Source organism: Aerococcus sanguinicola, from assembly GCF_008726925.1.
Taxonomy (GTDB): Bacteria; Bacillota; Bacilli; order Lactobacillales; family Aerococcaceae; genus Aerococcus.
On sequence record NZ_VYWO01000004.1, the window covers coordinates 126311 to 145360 of the forward strand.

The window sequence follows — 19050 nt, forward strand, 5'->3', positions numbered from 1 at the left end:
ACTGGAGCGAACTATGAAAGAACCTTGTCAAAGGTTCTTCCATAGTTCGTGAAGTGGATGTCAGGGCTGACTTTTGGAGCACGTTTTTAAAGAATAGTTCGTATTTTATAAAAAGGCCGGGACTTTTGTCCTAGCCGTTTTCTTTGTTAAGAATTAGCGACAAGCACGGATGCTGTCCTTAAACCAGGCTTTGAAACGGTCCCGGTCAATCCATGTCGGTACGGTGCAATTCACCGGTCGGTCCGTCTTATGGTCCAAGTCAACCACTGTTTGCCCATAAGTCAGAGGACTGGCCAATTCCACTTCTACATTGCAATCCACGGTCTCAAACATATCCGGGCAGACCAGGTAAGCCACTGCCGTAGGATCATACATGGCTAATTCCCCATCCCGCTCCTGTGACCGGTAGGCTTTTAACATGCCATAGACCATGCGCCCGGTTTCATTGACTTGGGCGAGTTCCTCGGCTTCCGCCACCCCAATCGTTGCGATATAGCCGATATCTAAGCCGACCATGGTCTTTTTAATCGGCGCATTGAAGACAATCTGGGCGGCTTCTGGGTCTGTCCCTATGTTGAATTCATCCATGACATGCTTGTTTCCCCGGGTGAAAGACCCGCCCATGATAATTAATTCAGCAATCTTATCGCGCACTTCAGGGAACATGGTCAAGAGCAGAGCGATATTCGTCTGCGGGCCCACAGCTACTATCGTCATAGGCTCCTCAGCTGCCAACAGGGTATCGCGCATGGCAAGAACCGCATGTTCCTCTAGCAGATCATCCAAGCTCACCTCAGGAAAGTCGTAACCGTCCATCCCGGACTCCCCGTGGACTTCCGAGGCGTCAGTGAAAGCTGTCAATAGGGGGCCCTTGTTGCCAGCTGCTACTGGAATCTGCCGGTCAAAGAAGTGAAGCAGCTTCAGGGCATTGCGGGCTGTCTTCTCCCAAGCCACATTCCCACCAACTGTCGTAATCAGGTCCACTTGAACAGCTTCGGCATTGAGCAGAATGGATAAAGCAATGGCATCATCAATCCCAGGGTCCGTATCAAAAATCACATGTTTAACCATAATAAACCTCCTCTTAACTAATGGTCAGCCCTATTATACCCCATACAGGAAGCGTTTTCATCGATTAGAGCAAAAAAAGCAGCCAAACTTAGGCTGAAGTTTAGCTGCTCCTTACTTACTGATTTCTAAAACATACCTGTCCGTCCTTGGCCCAGGTTGACATAAATATTCTTAGCCTGGGTATAGGCATTGAGGATCATCTTGTGGGTTTCGCGGCCAATCCCTGAATCCTTGTAGCCACCGAATGGCGCGCCGGCTTCGAAGGAGTTGTAAGTGTTCACCCAAACACGGCCGGTCCGAACACCGCGGGCCACCTTGAAGGCCGTATTGAGGTTAGTGGTGAAGACCCCACCGCCTAGGCCATAGTCCGAATCATTGGCGATTTGGATAGCTTCATCGACATCCTTAAATTTAATCACTGTCGCAACAGGCCCAAAGATCTCTTCTTGGGCTACCCGCATGTCATTCTTAGCTAGTAAAAGGGTAGGTTCATAATAGTAGCCCTTGTCTAAGTCACCTGTTGTCAAGGCTTGACCACCTGTTAAGAGCTCAGCCCCTTCATCTAAGCCGATTTGGACATATTCATCCACCTTCTTATGTTGGGAAGGATTGGCTTGGGCGCCCAATTGGGTCTCTTTCTCCCATGGTAAGCCAACTTTAACTTGTTTGAATTCTTCAATCAAGCGTTCAATGAATTCATCATAGATGCTCTCTTGGACTAGGATCCGTGAGCCTGCAGAGCAGACTTCCCCTTGGTTGAAGAGGATCCCTAATTGAGCCCCTTCTAAGGCTTGTTCCATATCCATGTCTTCAAAGAAGATATTGGCAGACTTGCCGCCAAGTTCGAGGGTTGCAGGGATCAAGTTTTCAGCTGCAGCAATGCCAATATCCCGGCCCACAGCAGTTGATCCTGTAAAGGCTAATTTATCTAAGCCCTTGTGGTGTTTGAGATAGTCCCCAGCCTTAGAGCCGCGGCCAGTGATGACATTCAAGACACCCTTAGGCAAGATCGGATTGACCAATTTAGCTAATTCTAATAAGCTGAGTGAGGTATCCGAAGCTGGTTTAATGACAACCACGCAGCCAGCTGCAAGAGCAGGAGCCAATTTCCAAGCGGCCATCAGGAAGGGGAAGTTCCAAGGAATAATCTGGCCTACCACACCAATCGGTTCGCGAATAATCATCGACATCGTGTCTTTGGTCAGGAATTTCACTTGGTCTTCCTCGCTGCGGATCACTGAAGCAAAGTAGCGGAAGTGGTCTGCAGCTAGTGGAATATCTGCAGCGGAAGTTTCACGGATAGGTTTCCCATTATCCAGAGTCTCGATCAAAGCTAAACGGTCTGCATTATCATCAATTAAATCAGCAATTTGATTCAAGATAGCTGCCCGTTCCTTAACATCGGTTTGGGACCAGGTCTTAAAGGCTTCTTGGGCGGCTTCGACAGCCCGGTCCACGTCTTCATTGACCGCATCTGTAATCGTAGCCAAATGTTCCCCATTCGCTGGACTGATGACATCGATTCGGTCAGAACCTGCCCCCTTTGTCCATTCGCCATTAATGAGTAAGCTATAATCTTTTTCTAAGTTTAAATCCTTAATCTCCATAAACTACCTCCATCTTCAAAATAAAAGCACGAGTTAATCTAAGTATAAAATAAGAGCGCTTTCTTTTCAATCTTTATGCTTCAACTTGGAATAGCTCTTAAATTTTTACCCAGCTAGGATTGACAAATGATAAAACAGCCCCTATAATATTAAAAAATAGTTACATTCTAATTATTTTATCATTTTAGGGAGAGTAGTTCTTTTCAAAGGTCCAAGCGAGCAGGAGTTGGTGGAAGTCCTGCCCTTTAGCAGAATGAACGCGCCTGAAATTACTGGCTCATAAGATAAAGAGCCCGCCCTAGAGCGTTATCTATTTAAGTTGGTTAGGCCGAGAACCTGACCAAGTAGAGTGGTACCGTGGATTAGCTCCGCCTCTTTTTAGAGGCGGTTTTTTTATTATACGAGGAGGAAGAAAGAATGAAGGATACCTATTATTGGCTCAAGTGGAGCCTGAAAGTCTGTCTGGCACTAGTCCTCTTAATGGGCCCCGTTTTTGCCCAAGAAGTAAGCCCTGTGCAAGCCAGCGAGAGCCAATCCAGCACAGTTGCGGACGATGCCTTACTCCAAGAGATCAAGGAACGTGGGGTCATCCGGATGGGTGTCAACCCCCACTACCCGCCTTTTGAATTCTTGACCCGGGAGAATGGACAGAATAAGACGGTTGGTGTCGATGTCTCCCTGGGTGAGAAGATTGCTGAAGATCTCGGCGTTAAACTCGAAGTCGTCAACATGGAATTCACCAGTCTGATGTCGTCATTGGAAGCGGGTAATATTGATATGATTATCTCAGGGATGACCTATACCGAAGAACGGGATAAGTCCGTGGACTTCTCTGAGCCCTATGAGAATGACCGCCAAGCGATTATGTTCCGTAAAGAAGACGAAGGCAAGATCAAGAATAAGGATAGCTTCACCGACCAAATGACAATCGGGGTCCAACAAGCCACCTATCAAGAAGACCTGGCCAAGGAATTCATGCCCCAAGCCAAGCTATTGACTATGCAGCGGGTCCCTGACCTGCTCGGTGCCCTGACCACCAAGCAAATTGACGGGATCTTAGTGGATGAATTAGTTGCCTATAGCCATGCCAATGCCCAATCCGATATTGCTTATGTCGATGCCGGCTTGCCCAGTGGAGACAAAGATGGCAAGGCCGTCGTCATCCCCGAGCGCCAACCCAGCCTTCAAAAGGCCATCAACCAAACAGTAGCAGAAGTTAAAGACCAACACTTAGTCGAAAAATGGGCCGATGACCTGGCCCCCCTCCTGATTGAAGGGGAATCCATCAACTGGCTATCTTACTGGCCCTTCTACTGGGATGGAATCAAGCTCACCTTCGTGATCTCCGCTGTTGCGATTATCTGTGGCCTCATCCTGGGCGCTATCCTGGCCCTCATGCGGCTTTCAAATATTGCCATACTTAGTTCCCTAGCAACCGCCTATGTCGAATTCCTCCGGGGCACCCCGCTGATGATCCAAGTCCTCTTTATCTTCTTAGGTATCGGCGGGCTCCTAGGAATCGGACCTCTGGCAGCTGGCCTAATCGCTGTCTCCCTCAATTCCGGCGCCTATATCTGCGAAATTATCCGGGGCGGCCTCCAGTCCGTTCCCAAGGGGCAAATGGAAGCCGCACGTTCCCTCGGTCTGAGCTACGGTACAACCATGAAGAAAGTGATCTTCCCCCAATCCTTGCGGGCAATTTGGCCTTCACTAGGCAATGAATTCATCACCTTGATCAAAGAGTCCTCGATTGTCTCAACTATTGGGGTCGCTGAGCTGACCTTCCAAACCCGGGCAGTCACCAGCCAAACCTACCAAGGGATCATCCCCCTCTTAATCTCCATGGTGATCTACTTCATCCTGACCTTTGCCCTGAGCAATCTGCTCAATTACTATGAAAAGAAAATGCAGGCTAAATATTAAGCTCTGCTAGTCAAAAAGCGTCTCCCAGCCTAATCCGGAGACGCTTTTTATCATCTTAAATTTTCAAATTAACGGGTGCTGGCAAAGTGGAACGGCTAGCTAAAGCTAGTCTTGCTTACACCCTTAGTTGGGTTCGACTTGGCAGACTCGGAGTGATTTCACAAGTCTGAAACGAGCGAATGCTTCGCTCTTATTCTGACTTGCTCCAATCATCCGAGTCTAATCGCCAAGTCTCACACCCTTATAGTCGGGTTCGAGGATGCAGAAAGGGCTCCTCTTCGTAAAATCCCATCGAAGTCCTTCAGCCTTCTCTGGTCTTTTACTCCAGAGGTCCCTTTCTCCCGCATCCTCTCACACCCTTACTACACTTGTTGGCGTTGGAGGTTTTGGCGGATTTGTGAGTTCATGAAGAGTAGGGTGGCATCGTATTCAATGCCTGCTACCATTTCATTGAAGCGTTCAAAGCCTTCTGTTTGGTATTCGACCAGTGGGTTATTTTGGGCATAAGCGCGTAGACCTACCCCTTGGCGCAATTGGTCCATGGCGTCAATGTGGTCGGTCCAGCGGCTATCGACGGCACGCAGGATAACCACCTTTTCGAATTCCAATATCAAGTCTGGATTTGAGATATCATTCAGTTTTCCTTGGAAGCGGTCTCGGGCCCGGTCCTTGAGCTCTTCTTTCATCTCATCAGGGTCCAATTCTTCTAGGTCACGTTGGGACATATCATTCTCAGTGAGAAGAACGGTATGGACAAAGTCAGTCAATGCTTCATAATTCCAATCGGATTCATCACCAGCGGTGTATTGGTCAACCACCCGGTCAATGGTCCGGTCGATCATTTGCCACATAATCTCATCGAGGGAATCTTCTTCCTCAATGATTTGTTGGCGTTGGTCGTAGATAATTTCCCGTTGTTCCCGCATGACCTCATCGTATTCCAAGACATTCTTCCGTGTATCGTAGTTGTTCCCTTCCACACGTTTTTGGGCTGATTCCACTTGTTTAGAGATCATCCGGCTTTCGATGGCGACATCATCCTCGCCGTCGCCGTCAATATTTAGACTTTCCCAAACAGCCTTCACCCGGTCGGAACCAAAGCGACGCATCAGGTCATCTTCTAAGGATAGGTAGAAGCGAGAATAGCCAGGGTCCCCTTGCCGGCCTGACCGACCCCGTAACTGGTCATCGATCCGGCGAGATTCGTGGCGTTCGGTCCCGATAACAGCCAAGCCACCAGCCTCTTTCACACCAGGCCCTAACTTAATGTCAGTCCCCCGGCCGGCCATGTTGGTTGCGATAGTTACCGCGCCTTTTTGCCCCGCTTGGGCGACGATTTCAGCTTCCTTAGCGTGGTTCTTGGCATTCAAGATATTGTGCGGAACACCCCGCTTAGTCAGCAAGTTAGATAAGAGTTCCGATGTCTCTACAGCCACCGTCCCGACAAGGACAGGTTGCCCATCTTGGTAGCGTTCCTGGATTTCATCCGCAACCGCCTCGAATTTAGATTCCAAGTTTGGATAAATAATGTCTGGCGCATCGATCCGTTGCACTGGTCGGTTGGTTGGGATTTGGACCACATTCATGTTGTAAATTTCACGGAATTCTTCTTCTTCCGTCTTGGCAGTCCCGGTCATTCCCGCTAATTTATCATACATACGGAAGTAGTTCTGGAAGGTGATGGTTGCCATTGTCTTCGATTCATTTTGAATTTCGACATTTTCCTTGGCTTCGATCGCTTGGTGGAGGCCATCAGAATAGCGGCGTCCATCCATAATCCGGCCAGTGAAGCCGTCAACAATCTTCACTTCACCCTCTTGGACCACATAGTCAATATCCAGGAGCATGATATAGTTAGCGCGTAAGGCGGTATCGATATGGTGGATCAAGCGACCATTCTCCACATCATAGAGGTTATCCAGGTGGAAGACTTCTTCTGCCTTCTCAATCCCTTCCTCCGTTAGGCTGATGGTTTTAGAACTCACATCAATCACATAGTCTTCATCTTCTTGTAAGCTCTTAACAAAATAATCGGCCCGTTGATAGAGTGCTGTGGACTGCTCAGCCTGACCTGAAATAATCAGAGGGGTCCGGGCTTCATCAATCAAGATGGAATCCACTTCATCGACAACGGCATAGTGGAGCGGACGTTGCACCATTTGACTCTTGTAGACCACCATATTATCCCGGAGGTAGTCGAAGCCCAGCTCATTATTGGTCGAATAAGTGATATCACAGTTGTAGGCCTCACGCTTCTGGTCAGAAGACATATCATTAGTGTTCAAACCAACTGTCAGACCTAGGAATTCATAGAGTTCACCCATCTCAACCGAGTCCCGGCGTGCCAAATAGTCATTGACTGTAACCACATGGACCCCCTTGCCGGATAGGGCGTTCAAATACACCGGCATGGTCTCCGTCAGGGTCTTCCCTTCCCCTGTCTTCATTTCGGCGATATTCCCGTAATGCAAGGCCAGGCCACCCATGATCTGTACATGGAAAGGATACAAGCCTAGAACCCGACGTGCCCCTTCGCGAACGGTCGCAAAGGCTTCAACCAACACATCTTCCTCGGTTTCACCATTCTGCAAACGTTCCTTGAAGGATTCCGTCTTGGCCCGTAATTGGTCATCTGAATACTCAGCGAACTTATCCCCTAAGGCCTCTACTTTCTTCGCTTGTTTATTGAAGCGACGTAATTCTTTTCGGTCATTTTCAAATATTTGTTTCAAAAGGCTAGCCATTCTATTCTCCTTATCTGGTCAATTGCGGCTATCACGTGTTAACCCAATTGATTATCTTCATATATCTCATAATTTTAGCATGCTTTATTCTAAAATTGAACCTTCTACCCTATTCTAAGAGGCAAAGGCACACTTATTTCTATTTTAACACAGTTAGCCACTTAAATGGAAGATAGTGGAAAATGGGCAGGTAAAATAGGAAAAAATTAAACAGTGACCCCTCTTTAAAGAGTCACTGCTTGATAGAAAGATGAAAATTAGCAATTAATAACAAGCTCACGCTTGCTTCCCTGCTGACAAATGTTTCCGCTTGGCTTGCTCAAGATCTCCTTAGCTATGATTAGCCAGCCTTCTAGAAGGTCTTTAGCCATATACAAGGCCTCCTCCATATCCTCCCCACAAGTGTAGGCCCCATCTAGGTCGGGAAAGTCAACCGCCCATATGCCGTCTGAAGGGGCAAAAATAGCATAGTAGCTAAACATCTTTCGACTTCCTTTCTTTTATTTAGTAGGATTGCCCCCTGCATATGCGAGAAGAAACATTATTTAGGTTATTTAGATTCATCTCGTTTTTCTTTCCAAGAGTCATAAGCAGTACTTCCAACAGTGAAGATAACTACCCCGACAAATAGAATTAACAAAACTAACGTGAGTGCTGACATATTAATTGTACCCCCTATAAGATCCTCCCACGTATGTGGAAAGAAGAATTCCAGCCTCTTTAGAAATTCGATACTCACTTTCAGTTGTAATAAGTTGATAAAGTTGTTCTTTTGATAAAACTTCCATAGTTGTCCCCTCCTACAAAAATAAATTAATGATATTTAATATAAGCATGATGATTAACAAAATGATTGTCAGGTTGTCTTTATTATTTTTATTCATTTGCTTTTCTTCGCCCTTTTTCATATAATAAAGGGGAAGGAAGATAAACTTTCCCAATTATTCTAGTTAGTCAGTGATTGGACTATTTGAATTATTAGAGAAATGATATTGAGTATTGTGAGTACGTCTTTTATCATTTCTCTTTTTTCGTGTTCTCGTATTGCTGAATGATATTCTTTTCTTGGAGTCTTCCCCGCTTGCGTGGGAAGAAGCTTGAACTTGTATCTGATCTTGTGCGCCTTGTGAGATCACCCGCGTATGCGGGAAGAAACCTGACGTCATATTTTCAACTTTACATTCTCTATTGGCAAGACGATTGATCAGAGCGGAGTAGCACCGATATTCTTCCCAATGCTAAATCCCATATTAGAGACGATAATGAATGGCAGGACTAAGATAAAGTTATTTTCTTCCATATTTCTTTTCATCTCTAATTGTTGAGTAAACGGTTAATCCTAAACCGACAACAGTAGCTAAAACCAATAATGCGAGTAAGACAATTGTAACTGCTGACATAATTTGAACCTCCTATGAATGTGCTATAATAGAAGTACCGAGGGGAGCTGTTACCTCCCCTGGTACAGAAGAAGCTTTAATCGTTGGATTGGGCTTCTTTTTCTTTTTGGTCGTTATCTAAGATCCCCCACGTATGCGAGAAGAAGGACAGGATCTTCGTAATCTTGAAAAATGCTTGAGGATCACCCCCGCGTATGCGGGAAAAAGATCATGGGGCAACTTGGAAAGCTCAACAAACCAGGATCACTCCCGCGTATGCGGGAAGAAGGCTGATGAGCTTTCGCTTGCTAAAGCGGATGTAGGATCACCCCCGCGTATGCGGGAAGAAGTACATGGCGGCCCAACCTTTTTTCACTTTCATGGGATCACCCCCGCGTATGCGGGAAGAAGGTACTCCTCAATCTCTCCGGCCATAGCTGACGAGGATCACCCCCGCGTATGCGGGAAGAAGTGCTTGACGTAGTCATTCAAGTCGCCGAAGCCGGGATCACCCCCGCGTATGCGGGAAGAAGCTATTTATTTGTCTTCTGATTTAGATACAACTGGGATCACCCCCGCGTATGCGGGAAGAAGAATAATATTTTATCCATTCAGTGCCGCCTGCAAGGATCACCCCCGCGTATGCGGGAAGAAGCACACAATAGATGTGCGTCTTTTGCATATCCTAGGATCACCCCCGCGTATGCGGGAAGAAGACGATAGCCTTCTCCGTACAGGTCATATATTGAGGATCACCCCCGCGTATGCGGGAAGAAGCTAGTGACTAAAGTATTAGTCGCACACTTAGAAGGATCACCCCCGCGTATGCGGGAAGAAGTTTCGTGTATTTTTTTATTGAAACACTTAATAAGGATCACCCCCGCGTATGCGGGAAGAAGATCTATGACAGAAATGCAAAAACACGTCTTAGGGGATCACCCCCGCGTATGCGGGAAGAAGAAGAAGTACGAAAAAGGTAAAGGGCAGCTCAGGGGATCACCCCCGCGTATGCGGGAAGAAGTTCTTTGGATAAGCTGATTCGACCATGCTCCCAGGATCACCCCCGCGTATGCGGGAAGAAGCTCGCACGATAAACATTTCCTTGTGGTCAATAAGGATCACCCCCGCGTATGCGGGAAGAAGCTGAGCGCTTCCACTGGCCATCACGAAACTCCAGGATCACCCCCGCGTATGCGGGAAGAAGACCAAGCTTGAAAAGCTTGTCGGCAAGTCCAAAGGATCACCCCCGCGTATGCGGGAAGAAGACTAAAAAAAGCTGATTAAATCAAGCTTCTTATTCGATCCCTCGGCCGTTTTCATTCACTTTGAAATAATTTGCTTGCTACAATCACTATAAATGATTCTTATCATTTTATCTAGGAAAAACCCTCAAAAAAACTCCTCAGTGCTTGCGACTCAGGAGCTTCGATTAATTTATTATTTATCATCAAAGATACTACCAGGTAGGACTTCGACGAGTTGGGTGTTATCTTGTGATTTGACGACTTGCATGAGGGATTGGTAGTCGAAGGGCACTTGTCGCTCAGGGTTTTGAACTTCAGCTAGGACACAAATGCCCACACAGGTCGCATTGAATTCTCTGGTCATGCTCAACATGCCTGTGATTGTCCCGCCACCATTCAAGAAATCATCAATAATTAAGACTTTCTCTCCTTCGCCTAAGCTGTTCTTAGTGAGTTCCATTTTCTCAACCCGGCTCTGACCTTGGCTGGCATAGTTGATTGAGACTGTGGCGCCTTCTGTCACTTTGGAATCCCGGCGCACCATCACGAAGGGAATATTTAAGTACATGGAGACAGCCTGGGCGAGTGGTACCCCCTTGGTCGCAATCGTCATGATAGCTGTCGCCCCGGCCTCCCGGTAGCGGCTGGCAATAATCTGCCCGATCAGCCGCAAGTGGTCAGGGTCTCCCAGGATGTCGGTTAGATAGAAGTAACCCCCCGGTAAGATACGGTCATTATCGGTTAATTCTTGGCAGAGGGCCTGGACTTGTTCCAAGGCCTGGTCAGGGGCGATGCTCGGACGGAAGATCACCCCTCCGCTCGCACCAGCAAGGGTCTCAATATGTCCGATATTAGAATTAGGGAATTCTTTCTTCAAAATGCTGACATCTTCTGAAATAGAAGAACGTGCGGCTTGGAAACGGTCAACAAAATAAGAGAAAGACACTAAAGTATGTGGGTGGGCAAGTAAGTAATGGGTCATCGCAATCAAGCGATGGCTTCGATTGAGTTTCATATCAACCCTCCTTTCCGGTCAAGTGAGCAGCTCGCTTTGGACTTCTTATTTTACCATAAACACGATCAGATTCGTTAAGATTTCAGAAAATATTTTTCCTGGAGCTTGTTGATGCCAACCCCTATTGCCTTAAAGATTTGCCCTAAAGAAGCAGCCAGGAGGGGCACAAGGAGGATGACATAGGGATAGACATACTGGCTCTTGCCTTCCCAGAAGGTATGGAAGAGCACCCCACCAATAAAGAATATAAGGACCACACTGGCCTGGGGATACCTGCGCAGGAAGAAGAGGACAAAGATTAGACTCCCCCCATAAATTAAGAAGAGCATGCCCTTCATATAGTGGAAGGAAGCAAAATATAGCTTGCCAAAGCGGTAAAGGGACAACATAGGACCCTTGGCTGTCGGCACTTGGTCATCTTTAATCTGCGGTCCTGACCAAATCCCCTGGAAAGTCGGTTCTGCCCAGATACTGATCCATTTGTAAGTAAAGAAAGTCTTCGCATAGTCGGGATGATTCTTAAAGTAGTCAAGATTAGCTTGGATCCTCTGCCGGCCAATCGCCTTGGTCTTCTCTTGGTTAAAACCTGTACGCTTGAATGGCTTGAGAGCATTATCATCATACCAACCCGGGGCTTTTTCCGTGTTCAAGGGATCGGTCCCCATAGCGAGCCATAATTCCGTTGGTGAGCCTGATCCCAAGTCGAAGCCGTGGACCTGGCGATAGTAAGTTGGAATCGCTTCTTGACCGACTGGGATACTCAGGGCTAAGACAGCGACTGCCAAGAGATAGCGCCAGTTTCTTTTCTTAAAGAAGAGAACGGTTTGGCCGAGGATGATAGCAATCACCCAAATTAAATAATTTAATCGTAAGATCAAGGCCAAGGCCGTGAAAATAAAGGTCAAAATTAAATAAAGCGGCTGTTTTTTCTCATAGTACTGGATAAGGGCCCAGTAGCCTGCCAATAAGCAGAAGAGACCAGGGATTTCGCCATAAGCAAAGCGGATAAAGAAAAGCTGGGGCAGAAACATAAAAGATAAGACCAAAGTCATCAGAACCATCCCTTGGTCCTGCTTAAAATAATAGGCGCTGATCCGGTAGATGCAGTAATTAATGCCCAGAACCTGGAATAAATTAGCCGCAAAGAGAAAAGTGACCTGGTTAGAGTAAGCCCCCAGAATTCGCTCATAAAGGGCTAGGCCCATCTGATAAGGGTAGGTATACATGTATGACCCGAGCATGGTGTAGGCATAGTTCTGGTCAGCCATCATTAAGCTCGCATCATAGACCGCTCGAGTATCTGCCCGCAGGTAGAGAGGGCCATTCAAGATTAAGTAAAAACCTAGGATTAAATAAATAATTGCGAGAAATTTAAAGACCTGTTCCGCCCGCAAGCGCTCTCTCAGTAGGTAAACAATTACGAGGATCACTAGGACTAGACCAATATAAGGCCAATAGAGCGGGCTAGCTGGATAGAAACGAACAATTTCACGATTGTACTCCTCTACCTGGGCACTGTATTGGCTATTCAAGAAGAAAATACCCAGCAATAAAAGACCGGCAATGAGCTGGAGACCTGACAGCGATAGTTGATAAATCATCTGACTCAATTTTTTCACAAAAGAACCACCCTTAGTTTCGTATTTCGCTAAGCAGCATAGACCTATTATAGCTAGTTTTCCCAGACCAAGCCTCCTTTTTTCTTTAAAAAACTTTAAAGTTAGAATTTTTACCAGATCCTTACAAAAAACTTGCATCTTCAAACAAAGTGCGTTATAAAAGAAGCAGATTATATCAGTAAAGGAGCTTTTCAAAAAATGAAAATTGCAATTGGTGCTGACCATGGCGGCGTAGAGCTCAAAGCTTTAATCACCGACCACTTAGAAGAACGCGGGATTGAAGTGGTGAATTACGGAACAGACAGTAGTGAATCTGTCGACTATCCTGACTTCGCCCATGCGGTCACCCATGCCGTCCAAGAAGAACGTGTAGACTATGGAATTCTGATCTGCGGTACCGGTATCGGGATGTCCATTACCGCTAACAAGGAAAAAGGTATCCGCGCTGCCCTCTGCGGCGATGTCTTCTCTGCCCAAGCTACCAAGGCTCATAACAATGCCAATGTGCTCTGCCTGGGTGCCCGCGTGGTTGGCCCTGGTCTCGCTCTCATGATCGTTGACGCTTGGTTAGATGCTAACTACGAAGGTGGCCGCCACCAAAAACGTCTCGACAAAATTGCAGCTATCGAAAATGCTCAAGATAACTAGATAGGGCAGATTGCCCAAACAAAACACCCACTGCTTGCAAGTAGCCAGTGGGTGTTTTCGTCTCTAATGGGGGTTAAGCACAGCGCTGACGCCATAATGGTCAGAAACAATGGGGCCCCTGACCCCATCGAATTGGCTCTGGTAGCTAGCCACCTCGAAATCATCCGTCATTAAGATCAGGTCAATACGTTGGGATTGGTCCGTCTCCGACCAACCGGCAATACCTGGCCCCATGCTGTAGTCCCCTTGGCAGACAGGGGCCAGATGGTAGGCATCTTGGAGGCCAGAAGCCCTAGCTAAGCTATAAGATTCCCCCTCAATATGGCTGGGAGCATTGAAGTCTCCCATGAGTAGGCTAGGACGGTCAAAGTCTTGGCAAACCGACCGGATGCGAGACCATTCATATTGGAAGCCTTCGTCAGCCTGGTCCGACCACCAAGACAGGTGGAGAGAAGCGGCTTGCAGGTTAATCTCTGGGAAGTCCGCCAAAATCATCGCCCGGGTCCGATAATCCTCAGGGGCATCTTTGGCTGAGAGCAGGCAACGTTGTGGGCTGAAAGGACGCTTAGACAGGAGGGCCACCCCCTCTTCATAGCGATCATAGCCAATATGGTTGAAGGCCCAGGCCCAAAAATAAGTCAAGCCCCGTTCCTCTAAGCCTTTCACAAGAAGGTAAGCAAAATTATCTGCTCGAATCGGGTACTGGTCTGAGCATGGGAAGAAGGTATCCCCCACTTGGTCCAGCAAGGGGCCCTCGCGCAACTGATTTACCTCCTGTAAGGCGACCAGGTCATAGCCAATCTCGGCAATATGGTCAATAATTTGTTCAATCTTAGCTTCTTGTTGGTCTTCTATCCAGGAATGGCAGTTAAGGCTGAGTAATTTCAAAACGATTTCCTCCTAACAAGAGCAGAAGGACTGGCTAAGCCAATCCTTAAGCATCCTATTCTTTGTCAATGGCATCCAGGTGGACATTGCGGTCAAGGGCATCTTGAACATCATTTTTGAGGTTATCAGCTTTTGGTCCATAAACCGCTTGAACCCCCTGTTCCTTGATAATCAGGCCCATTGCCCCGGCATCTTTCCATTGTTTTTCACTCCCTACTAAGTCTGTATCCTTAACCGAGACTCTCAACCGGGTCATGCAGGCATCCACATTATCAATATTATCCGATCCCCCTAGGAGGCGAATAACTTGGTCGATTTGTGCATCACCAGATCCCTTAGCGTCAGTAGTTGGTTCTTGCTCACTCGCTTTGTCCTCTTGGTTAGCATTTTCGTAGTTACCCATACGGCCTGGCGTTGCATAGCCGAAGCGCTTGATCATGAAGCTCGCGATAAAGTAAGTCAAAACGCCAAAGACCAAACAGCAGATGATGAAATTAACCAAGTCTCCTAAGAGACCCGCATTAATAATCAGCGGCGTCCGGGTGAGCAACTCAATGACCCCAAAAGAATGCACCCGCAGATTGATCAAGTCTGCCATAGCGAAGGCAGCCCCTTGGATCAGGGCATAAACAATATAGAGGGGCATCGCAGCAAACATGAACATGTATTCCAAGGGTTCAGTCACTCCAGTGAGGAAGACCGCAATAGCTGCTGATAGGAACATGGACTTATACTTGTCTCGTTTATCCTTATCCACATTGCGGTACATAGCAAAGGTGAGCCCCATCAAGATCCCCATCGATCCAATCATTTGGCCGACCTTGAAGCGAGCAGGCACAAAGTTTTCGAGGAGGTAGTGAATCTGAGACGTGTCCCCTGCCCGACGCAAGTTCATCAGGTCAGAGGCCCAGGCTAACCAGAGCGGGTCTTGGCCAAGAACTTCCTGTCCAGCTTGAGCACCAGTTAAGATCTCATAAGTCCCACCTAGTTGGGTATAGTTAATCGGAATGGTCAACATGTGGTGGAGACCAAATGGCAAGAGCAGACGTTCCAAGGTCCCAAAGAGGAAGGGAGCAAGGACTGGTGCCGTGTCTTGAGAATTGGCAATCCACTGACCAAATGAGTTAATCCCCGTTTGGATAACTGGCCAAATGAAGGCAAGGATAATCGAAACGATGGCTGACCAGAGAATCACCACAAAGGGAACAAAACGCTTCCCATTGAAGAAGGACAAGGCATCTGGTAACTTGCGGTAATTGTAGTACTTATTATAGGCATTAGCACCAAGGAAACCTGCGATAATGCCGACGAATACCCCTAAGTTAAGGGCAGGGGCGCCGAGGACATTAACAAAATAGCCATTCACCGGAATCTCTTGTCCAAATAAAGTGTGGGTGACTGCCTGGCTATTCGGATCCACCAGCATATCTGTCGTCACCCCAAAGATGGAACCCGTAATACGGTTGATCAGGATAAAAGCAGTGACGGCTGCAAAGGCTCCACCTGCCCGTTCCTTAGCCCAGGACCCACCAATCGCTACAGCGAACAAAAGGTGGAGGTTGGAAATAATCGCCCAACCAATATTCTCGACCACTCCACTCGTCGTCACCAACCAGGCCCAATCCGGATTGATTAAGGGCAATGCCTTACCCAAACTAATCATCAAGCCAGCAGCAGGCATCACGGCAATAACGACCATCAGCGCCTTACCAAATTGTTGCCAAAAATCAAAAGAGAAAATTCTCTTGATACGATTCATCATCATCCAACTCCTTATTTAAAATTTTTGCCAAGTAACGAAATCGTTTTCATTGTTCGACCAAAGTATAACACTCCCCTAAATTTTTGTAAAGTTCTTTTTAAAGCGATTACATAATAAGGGTGCGAGCAAAGGCGGTTAGAAGCTTACCACTGGAGCACGAACGAAAAAGGGCAAGCTCTGCTTGCACGTTCCCAACTTGCGAAAGCACTTCAAAGCTGCTCTTGCGAACCCGACTAAGGGTGCGAGAGGATGCGGGAGAAAGGGACCTCTGGAGCTAAAGGACAGAGAAGGCTGTAGGCCTTCGACGGACTTTTGCGAAGAGGAGCCCTTTCTGCATCCTCGAACCCGACTAAAGGGTGTGAGCAAGAGCGGTTAGACTTCCTTTGGCTAGGACAAGTCAGCAGCGCAATCTAACATGCATTTAAAGGCTCCGAGTGTGGGTTAACAGAGCAAAACTCCTCTATCAGCTGTAAGGCTTACCTCCTATTTTATTGCTTAGTCACAAAATCACTGGTCACGCATTGGTAGATATAGCGCTGAGACCTGGTCGCTTCAGACTGGGATAAGACTTCTAGGAGCACCTGCATGGCCTGGTAACCCAGTTCTTGACTGTGGAGGTCAAAGTAAGGGTAACCTTCGATTTGACCGAGTTCAGCATCACTATAAGCTTTGAAAGTTACCAGCCAGGAAGGGTCTCCCCCGGCTTGGCGTATCGCCTGGTAGGCGCCTTCCGCCAATAACTGGTCCGCAAAGACAAAGCCATCAAAGTCTTGTTTGAGCAAGTCCTCCTGGGCCAGCACATAACCTGCTGCTTGCAAGAAGGGCAAGTCATTGAAAATCGCCTCTTCTGCCAATTCCAAGCCTGCTTCTTCCAAAGCCTGTTTAAAGCCTGCCAAGCGCTCTTTAACGAATTGCTGCTTAGGATCCCCTCCAATAAAAGCCAGCCGACTTGCCCCCCGGTCGATCAAATGACGGGTCGCTTGGTAAGCAATCCTTGGATTGTCATTATCGACCCGGTTAACATCCAGACCCGGCAGATGACCAATTACAACGAGGGGACAATCTTGACTCATCGCGAACCGCAAGAGGGGATCTTCCCGGCTAGCATAAAGAAAGATCAGGCCCTCCACCTGCTTACCGAGAATCATATTTTGAAGGTGGTCTAAACGAGCCTGGTCCCCTTCTCCAGTTGACAGCAAGAGGGCATACTGGTCTTGACTTGCAGCTTCATTAATCCCCCTGAGAACAGTTGGAAAGAAGGGATTGCGATAAAAAGCATCGCTAGCAGCCGGAAGGACGATCCCTACCGTTCGCGACCTGCGACTTGCTAAACGCCGGGCATTATAATTGGGATAGTAATGGAGGTCAGCCATGACTTGGCGGACCTTCTCCTTGGTCGCTTGGCTAATAGAGGGGTTGTCTGCGATGACACGCGAAACCGTCGAGGGAGCAACCCCTGCCTCCTTGGCAACATCTTTAATGGTTACAGTCATAATGACCATCCTTTCTCTGATGATTTTATCTAAGAAAACGTTTGCGCTTATGTTATAATTTTACTATAATTAAATTGTAAACGCCATCATAATGATGAAAATAGATTTGGAGGCTCTTTTATGGAAAGAACAAGCGGGGTTTTACTACATATCACATCCTTAGCTAGCCCCTATGGCATCGGCACTTTTGGTCGAGCTGCCTATCAATTTGTCGATTTTTTAAGTGCATGCAAGCAGACCTATTGGCAAATCCTTCCTCTAACCACTACCAGCTATGGGGACTCGCCCTATCAATCCTTTTCCGCCTTCGCTGGAAATACCCATCTCATTGACTTTGACCGCTTGGTAGAAGCCGGTTACCTTAAAGCCTCTGATCTCGAAGGCCTAGATTTCGGCGAAGACCCTGAGAAGGTAGACTTCGGACGTATCTTCCAGGTCCGCCGTCCCCTCTTAGAGAAAGCAGTCACGGCCTTCAAAAAAAATAAAAAAGACCAAAGCAGAGACTTCAAGACTTTTGTCCAAGCCAACCAAGACTGGTTGGAAGCCTTCTGCCAATATATGACGGTTAAAGAATCCTTCGACCTCAAGGCCTGGTATGATTGGCCAGAAGCTTACCGGACCTACCAAGTAGACCAAGTGAAAGCGCTCTGCCGCGACCATGCCGACCGCTATGACTACCACCTCATCAGCCAGTACTTCTTCTTCAAGCAATGGGAAGCCCTCAAAGATTACGCCAACCAAAAAAACATCCAAATTATTGGGGACATGCCCATCTATGTGGCCCGGGACAGCGTTGAAATGTGGACCCAAGCTGAGATGTTTAAGGTGGACCGGGAGAAGAATCCCTTAACCGTTGCAGGAACGCCACCAGATAATTTCTCCGATACGGGCCAGTACTGGGGCAATCCAATTTATGACTGGGATTATATGTCAGACCAAGGCTATCAATGGTGGATTAAGCGCATGGCCAAGAGCTTTGAAATGTACGATATTGTTCGCATTGACCACTTCCGCGGTTTTGAGTCCTACTGGGAGGTGCCTTACGGTTCTGAGACAGCCGCCTCGGGTCATTGGACCAAGGGACCGGGCTTAGACCTCTTCAAAGCCTTAAAGGACGCCCTTGGTGAGCTCGCCATCATTGCGGAAGATTTAGGCTTTATGACGGATGAAGTGATTAACATGCGGGAAGCGACGGGCTATCCCGGAATGAAAATTTTACAATTTGCTTTTAACGGCAAAACAGACAGTTTAGACTTGCCACACCACTATTCTGCCAATACAATAGCTTATGTAGGAACCCACGATAATGAGACCGCCCGCGGTTGGTATGAAGAAAGTGCCAACCAAGCCCAGCGCGATCAAGTGGATGCTTACTTAAATCGAAGAAAAGGCGAAGCAGCCTCCCAAGCCCTCAACCGGGGAATTGCTGCTTCAAGCAGTCAAATCGCTATCTACACCATGCAGGACCTATTGAATCTGGGCAATCGGGCTCGGATGAATACGCCCTCTACCATCGGTTGCAATTGGCAATGGCGCATGGCAGAAGATGCCCTAACAGCTGATGTTTATGAACAATTGACAGACTTTACGGAAACCTACTTCCGTGCAAATCCCAAGTTTAAGTCAGGCACAAGTATTACAAATAAAGGAGACTAAC

General features: G+C 47.4%; 12 protein-coding genes, 1 pseudogene and 1 CRISPR repeat array. Of the genes and pseudogenes, 3 read left to right on the top strand and 10 right to left on the bottom strand.

The genetic code is table 11. The features are described 5' to 3' along the window. Positions 1–153 precede the first annotated feature (153 nt). Together rihC and F6I03_RS07000 are read right to left on the bottom strand one after the other, a co-directional pair. Complete coding sequence (rihC, locus tag F6I03_RS06995; protein WP_070431411.1) at positions 154–1071, bottom strand: ribonucleoside hydrolase RihC; 918 nt, start codon at positions 1069–1071, stop codon at positions 154–156. 125 nt (positions 1072–1196) lie between these two features. Further along, the gene (locus tag F6I03_RS07000) at positions 1197–2678 is read right to left on the bottom strand and encodes an aldehyde dehydrogenase family protein (protein ID WP_070431412.1); all 1482 of its coding nucleotides are present in this window, start codon (positions 2676–2678) and stop codon (positions 1197–1199) included. Between the two features lie 417 nt (positions 2679–3095). On the opposite strand from F6I03_RS07000, the gene F6I03_RS07005 reads away from it, so the two are divergent. Next, positions 3096–4601, top strand: coding sequence for an ABC transporter substrate-binding protein/permease (locus F6I03_RS07005; protein ID WP_070431413.1), 1506 nt, complete (start codon positions 3096–3098; stop codon positions 4599–4601). Between the two features lie 362 nt (positions 4602–4963). Here F6I03_RS07005 and secA read toward each other — a convergent pair whose 3' ends face one another. The 5 genes from secA to F6I03_RS07025 form a co-directional block, all read right to left on the bottom strand. Then, positions 4964–7345, bottom strand: a complete 2382-nt coding sequence (gene secA / locus F6I03_RS07010) for a preprotein translocase subunit SecA (RefSeq protein WP_070431414.1) — start codon at positions 7343–7345, stop codon at positions 4964–4966. Between the two features lie 257 nt (positions 7346–7602). Beyond that, positions 7603–7827, bottom strand: a complete 225-nt coding sequence (locus F6I03_RS07015) for a type II toxin-antitoxin system HicB family antitoxin (protein WP_141737874.1) — start codon at positions 7825–7827, stop codon at positions 7603–7605. A gap of 180 nt (positions 7828–8007) precedes the next feature. Then, the gene (locus tag F6I03_RS09935; RefSeq protein WP_256365978.1) at positions 8008–8133 is read right to left on the bottom strand and encodes a hypothetical protein; all 126 of its coding nucleotides are present in this window, start codon (positions 8131–8133) and stop codon (positions 8008–8010) included. Positions 8134–8924: 791 nt separating this feature from the next. Further along, positions 8925–9989: a CRISPR direct-repeat array (repeat unit 28 nt; unit sequence GGATCACCCCCGCGTATGCGGGAAGAAG). 172 nt (positions 9990–10161) lie between these two features. Further along, on the bottom strand, positions 10162–10983 hold the full coding sequence (gene purR / locus F6I03_RS07020) for a pur operon repressor (protein ID WP_070431415.1): 822 nt from the start codon (positions 10981–10983) through the stop codon (positions 10162–10164). A 74-nt stretch (positions 10984–11057) separates the two neighbouring features. Continuing rightward, positions 11058–12602 (bottom strand): glycosyltransferase family 39 protein, encoded by a 1545-nt coding sequence (locus F6I03_RS07025; protein WP_070431416.1) that lies wholly within the window; start codon positions 12600–12602, stop codon positions 11058–11060. A 198-nt stretch (positions 12603–12800) separates the two neighbouring features. On the opposite strand from F6I03_RS07025, the gene rpiB reads away from it, so the two are divergent. Beyond that, complete coding sequence (gene rpiB, locus F6I03_RS07030; RefSeq protein ID WP_070431417.1) at positions 12801–13250, top strand: ribose 5-phosphate isomerase B; 450 nt, start codon at positions 12801–12803, stop codon at positions 13248–13250. 63 nt (positions 13251–13313) lie between these two features. Here rpiB and F6I03_RS07035 read toward each other — a convergent pair whose 3' ends face one another. The 3 genes and pseudogenes from F6I03_RS07035 to F6I03_RS07045 form a co-directional block, all read right to left on the bottom strand. After that, positions 13314–14138 carry an endonuclease/exonuclease/phosphatase family protein gene (locus F6I03_RS07035; RefSeq protein ID WP_070431418.1) on the bottom strand — a complete coding sequence of 275 codons (825 nt, stop codon included), beginning with the start codon at positions 14136–14138 and terminating at the stop codon, positions 13314–13316. A 76-nt stretch (positions 14139–14214) separates the two neighbouring features. Beyond that, positions 14215–15897 (bottom strand): annotated as a pseudogene (locus F6I03_RS07040) (PTS transporter subunit IIBC); the annotation flags it as partial. A gap of 491 nt (positions 15898–16388) precedes the next feature. After that, positions 16389–17393 (bottom strand): LacI family DNA-binding transcriptional regulator, encoded by a 1005-nt coding sequence (locus tag F6I03_RS07045; RefSeq protein ID WP_070431419.1) that lies wholly within the window; start codon positions 17391–17393, stop codon positions 16389–16391. 120 nt (positions 17394–17513) lie between these two features. On the opposite strand from F6I03_RS07045, the gene malQ reads away from it, so the two are divergent. Beyond that, positions 17514–19049: a 4-alpha-glucanotransferase gene (gene malQ, locus F6I03_RS07050; protein ID WP_070431420.1), complete on the top strand. Its 1536-nt coding sequence runs from the start codon at positions 17514–17516 to the stop codon at positions 19047–19049. Position 19050 lies beyond the last annotated feature (1 nt).

Excerpts from the sequence above, each read along its gene's own strand:
- rihC (WP_070431411.1), bottom strand. The coding sequence starts at position 1,071 with ATGGTTAAACATGTGATTTTTGATACGGACCCTGGGATTGATGATGCC.
- F6I03_RS07000 (WP_070431412.1), bottom strand. The coding sequence starts at position 2,678 with ATGGAGATTAAGGATTTAAACTTAGAAAAAGATTATAGCTTACTCATT.
- F6I03_RS07005 (WP_070431413.1), top strand. The coding sequence starts at position 3,096 with ATGAAGGATACCTATTATTGGCTCAAGTGGAGCCTGAAAGTCTGTCTG.
- secA (WP_070431414.1), bottom strand. The coding sequence starts at position 7,345 with ATGGCTAGCCTTTTGAAACAAATATTTGAAAATGACCGAAAAGAATTA.
- F6I03_RS07015 (WP_141737874.1), bottom strand. The coding sequence starts at position 7,827 with ATGTTTAGCTACTATGCTATTTTTGCCCCTTCAGACGGCATATGGGCG.
- F6I03_RS09935 (WP_256365978.1), bottom strand. The coding sequence starts at position 8,133 with ATGGAAGTTTTATCAAAAGAACAACTTTATCAACTTATTACAACTGAA.
- purR (WP_070431415.1), bottom strand. The coding sequence starts at position 10,983 with ATGAAACTCAATCGAAGCCATCGCTTGATTGCGATGACCCATTACTTA.
- rpiB (WP_070431417.1), top strand. The coding sequence starts at position 12,801 with ATGAAAATTGCAATTGGTGCTGACCATGGCGGCGTAGAGCTCAAAGCT.
- F6I03_RS07045 (WP_070431419.1), bottom strand. The coding sequence starts at position 17,393 with ATGACTGTAACCATTAAAGATGTTGCCAAGGAGGCAGGGGTTGCTCCC.
- malQ (WP_070431420.1), top strand. The coding sequence starts at position 17,514 with ATGGAAAGAACAAGCGGGGTTTTACTACATATCACATCCTTAGCTAGC.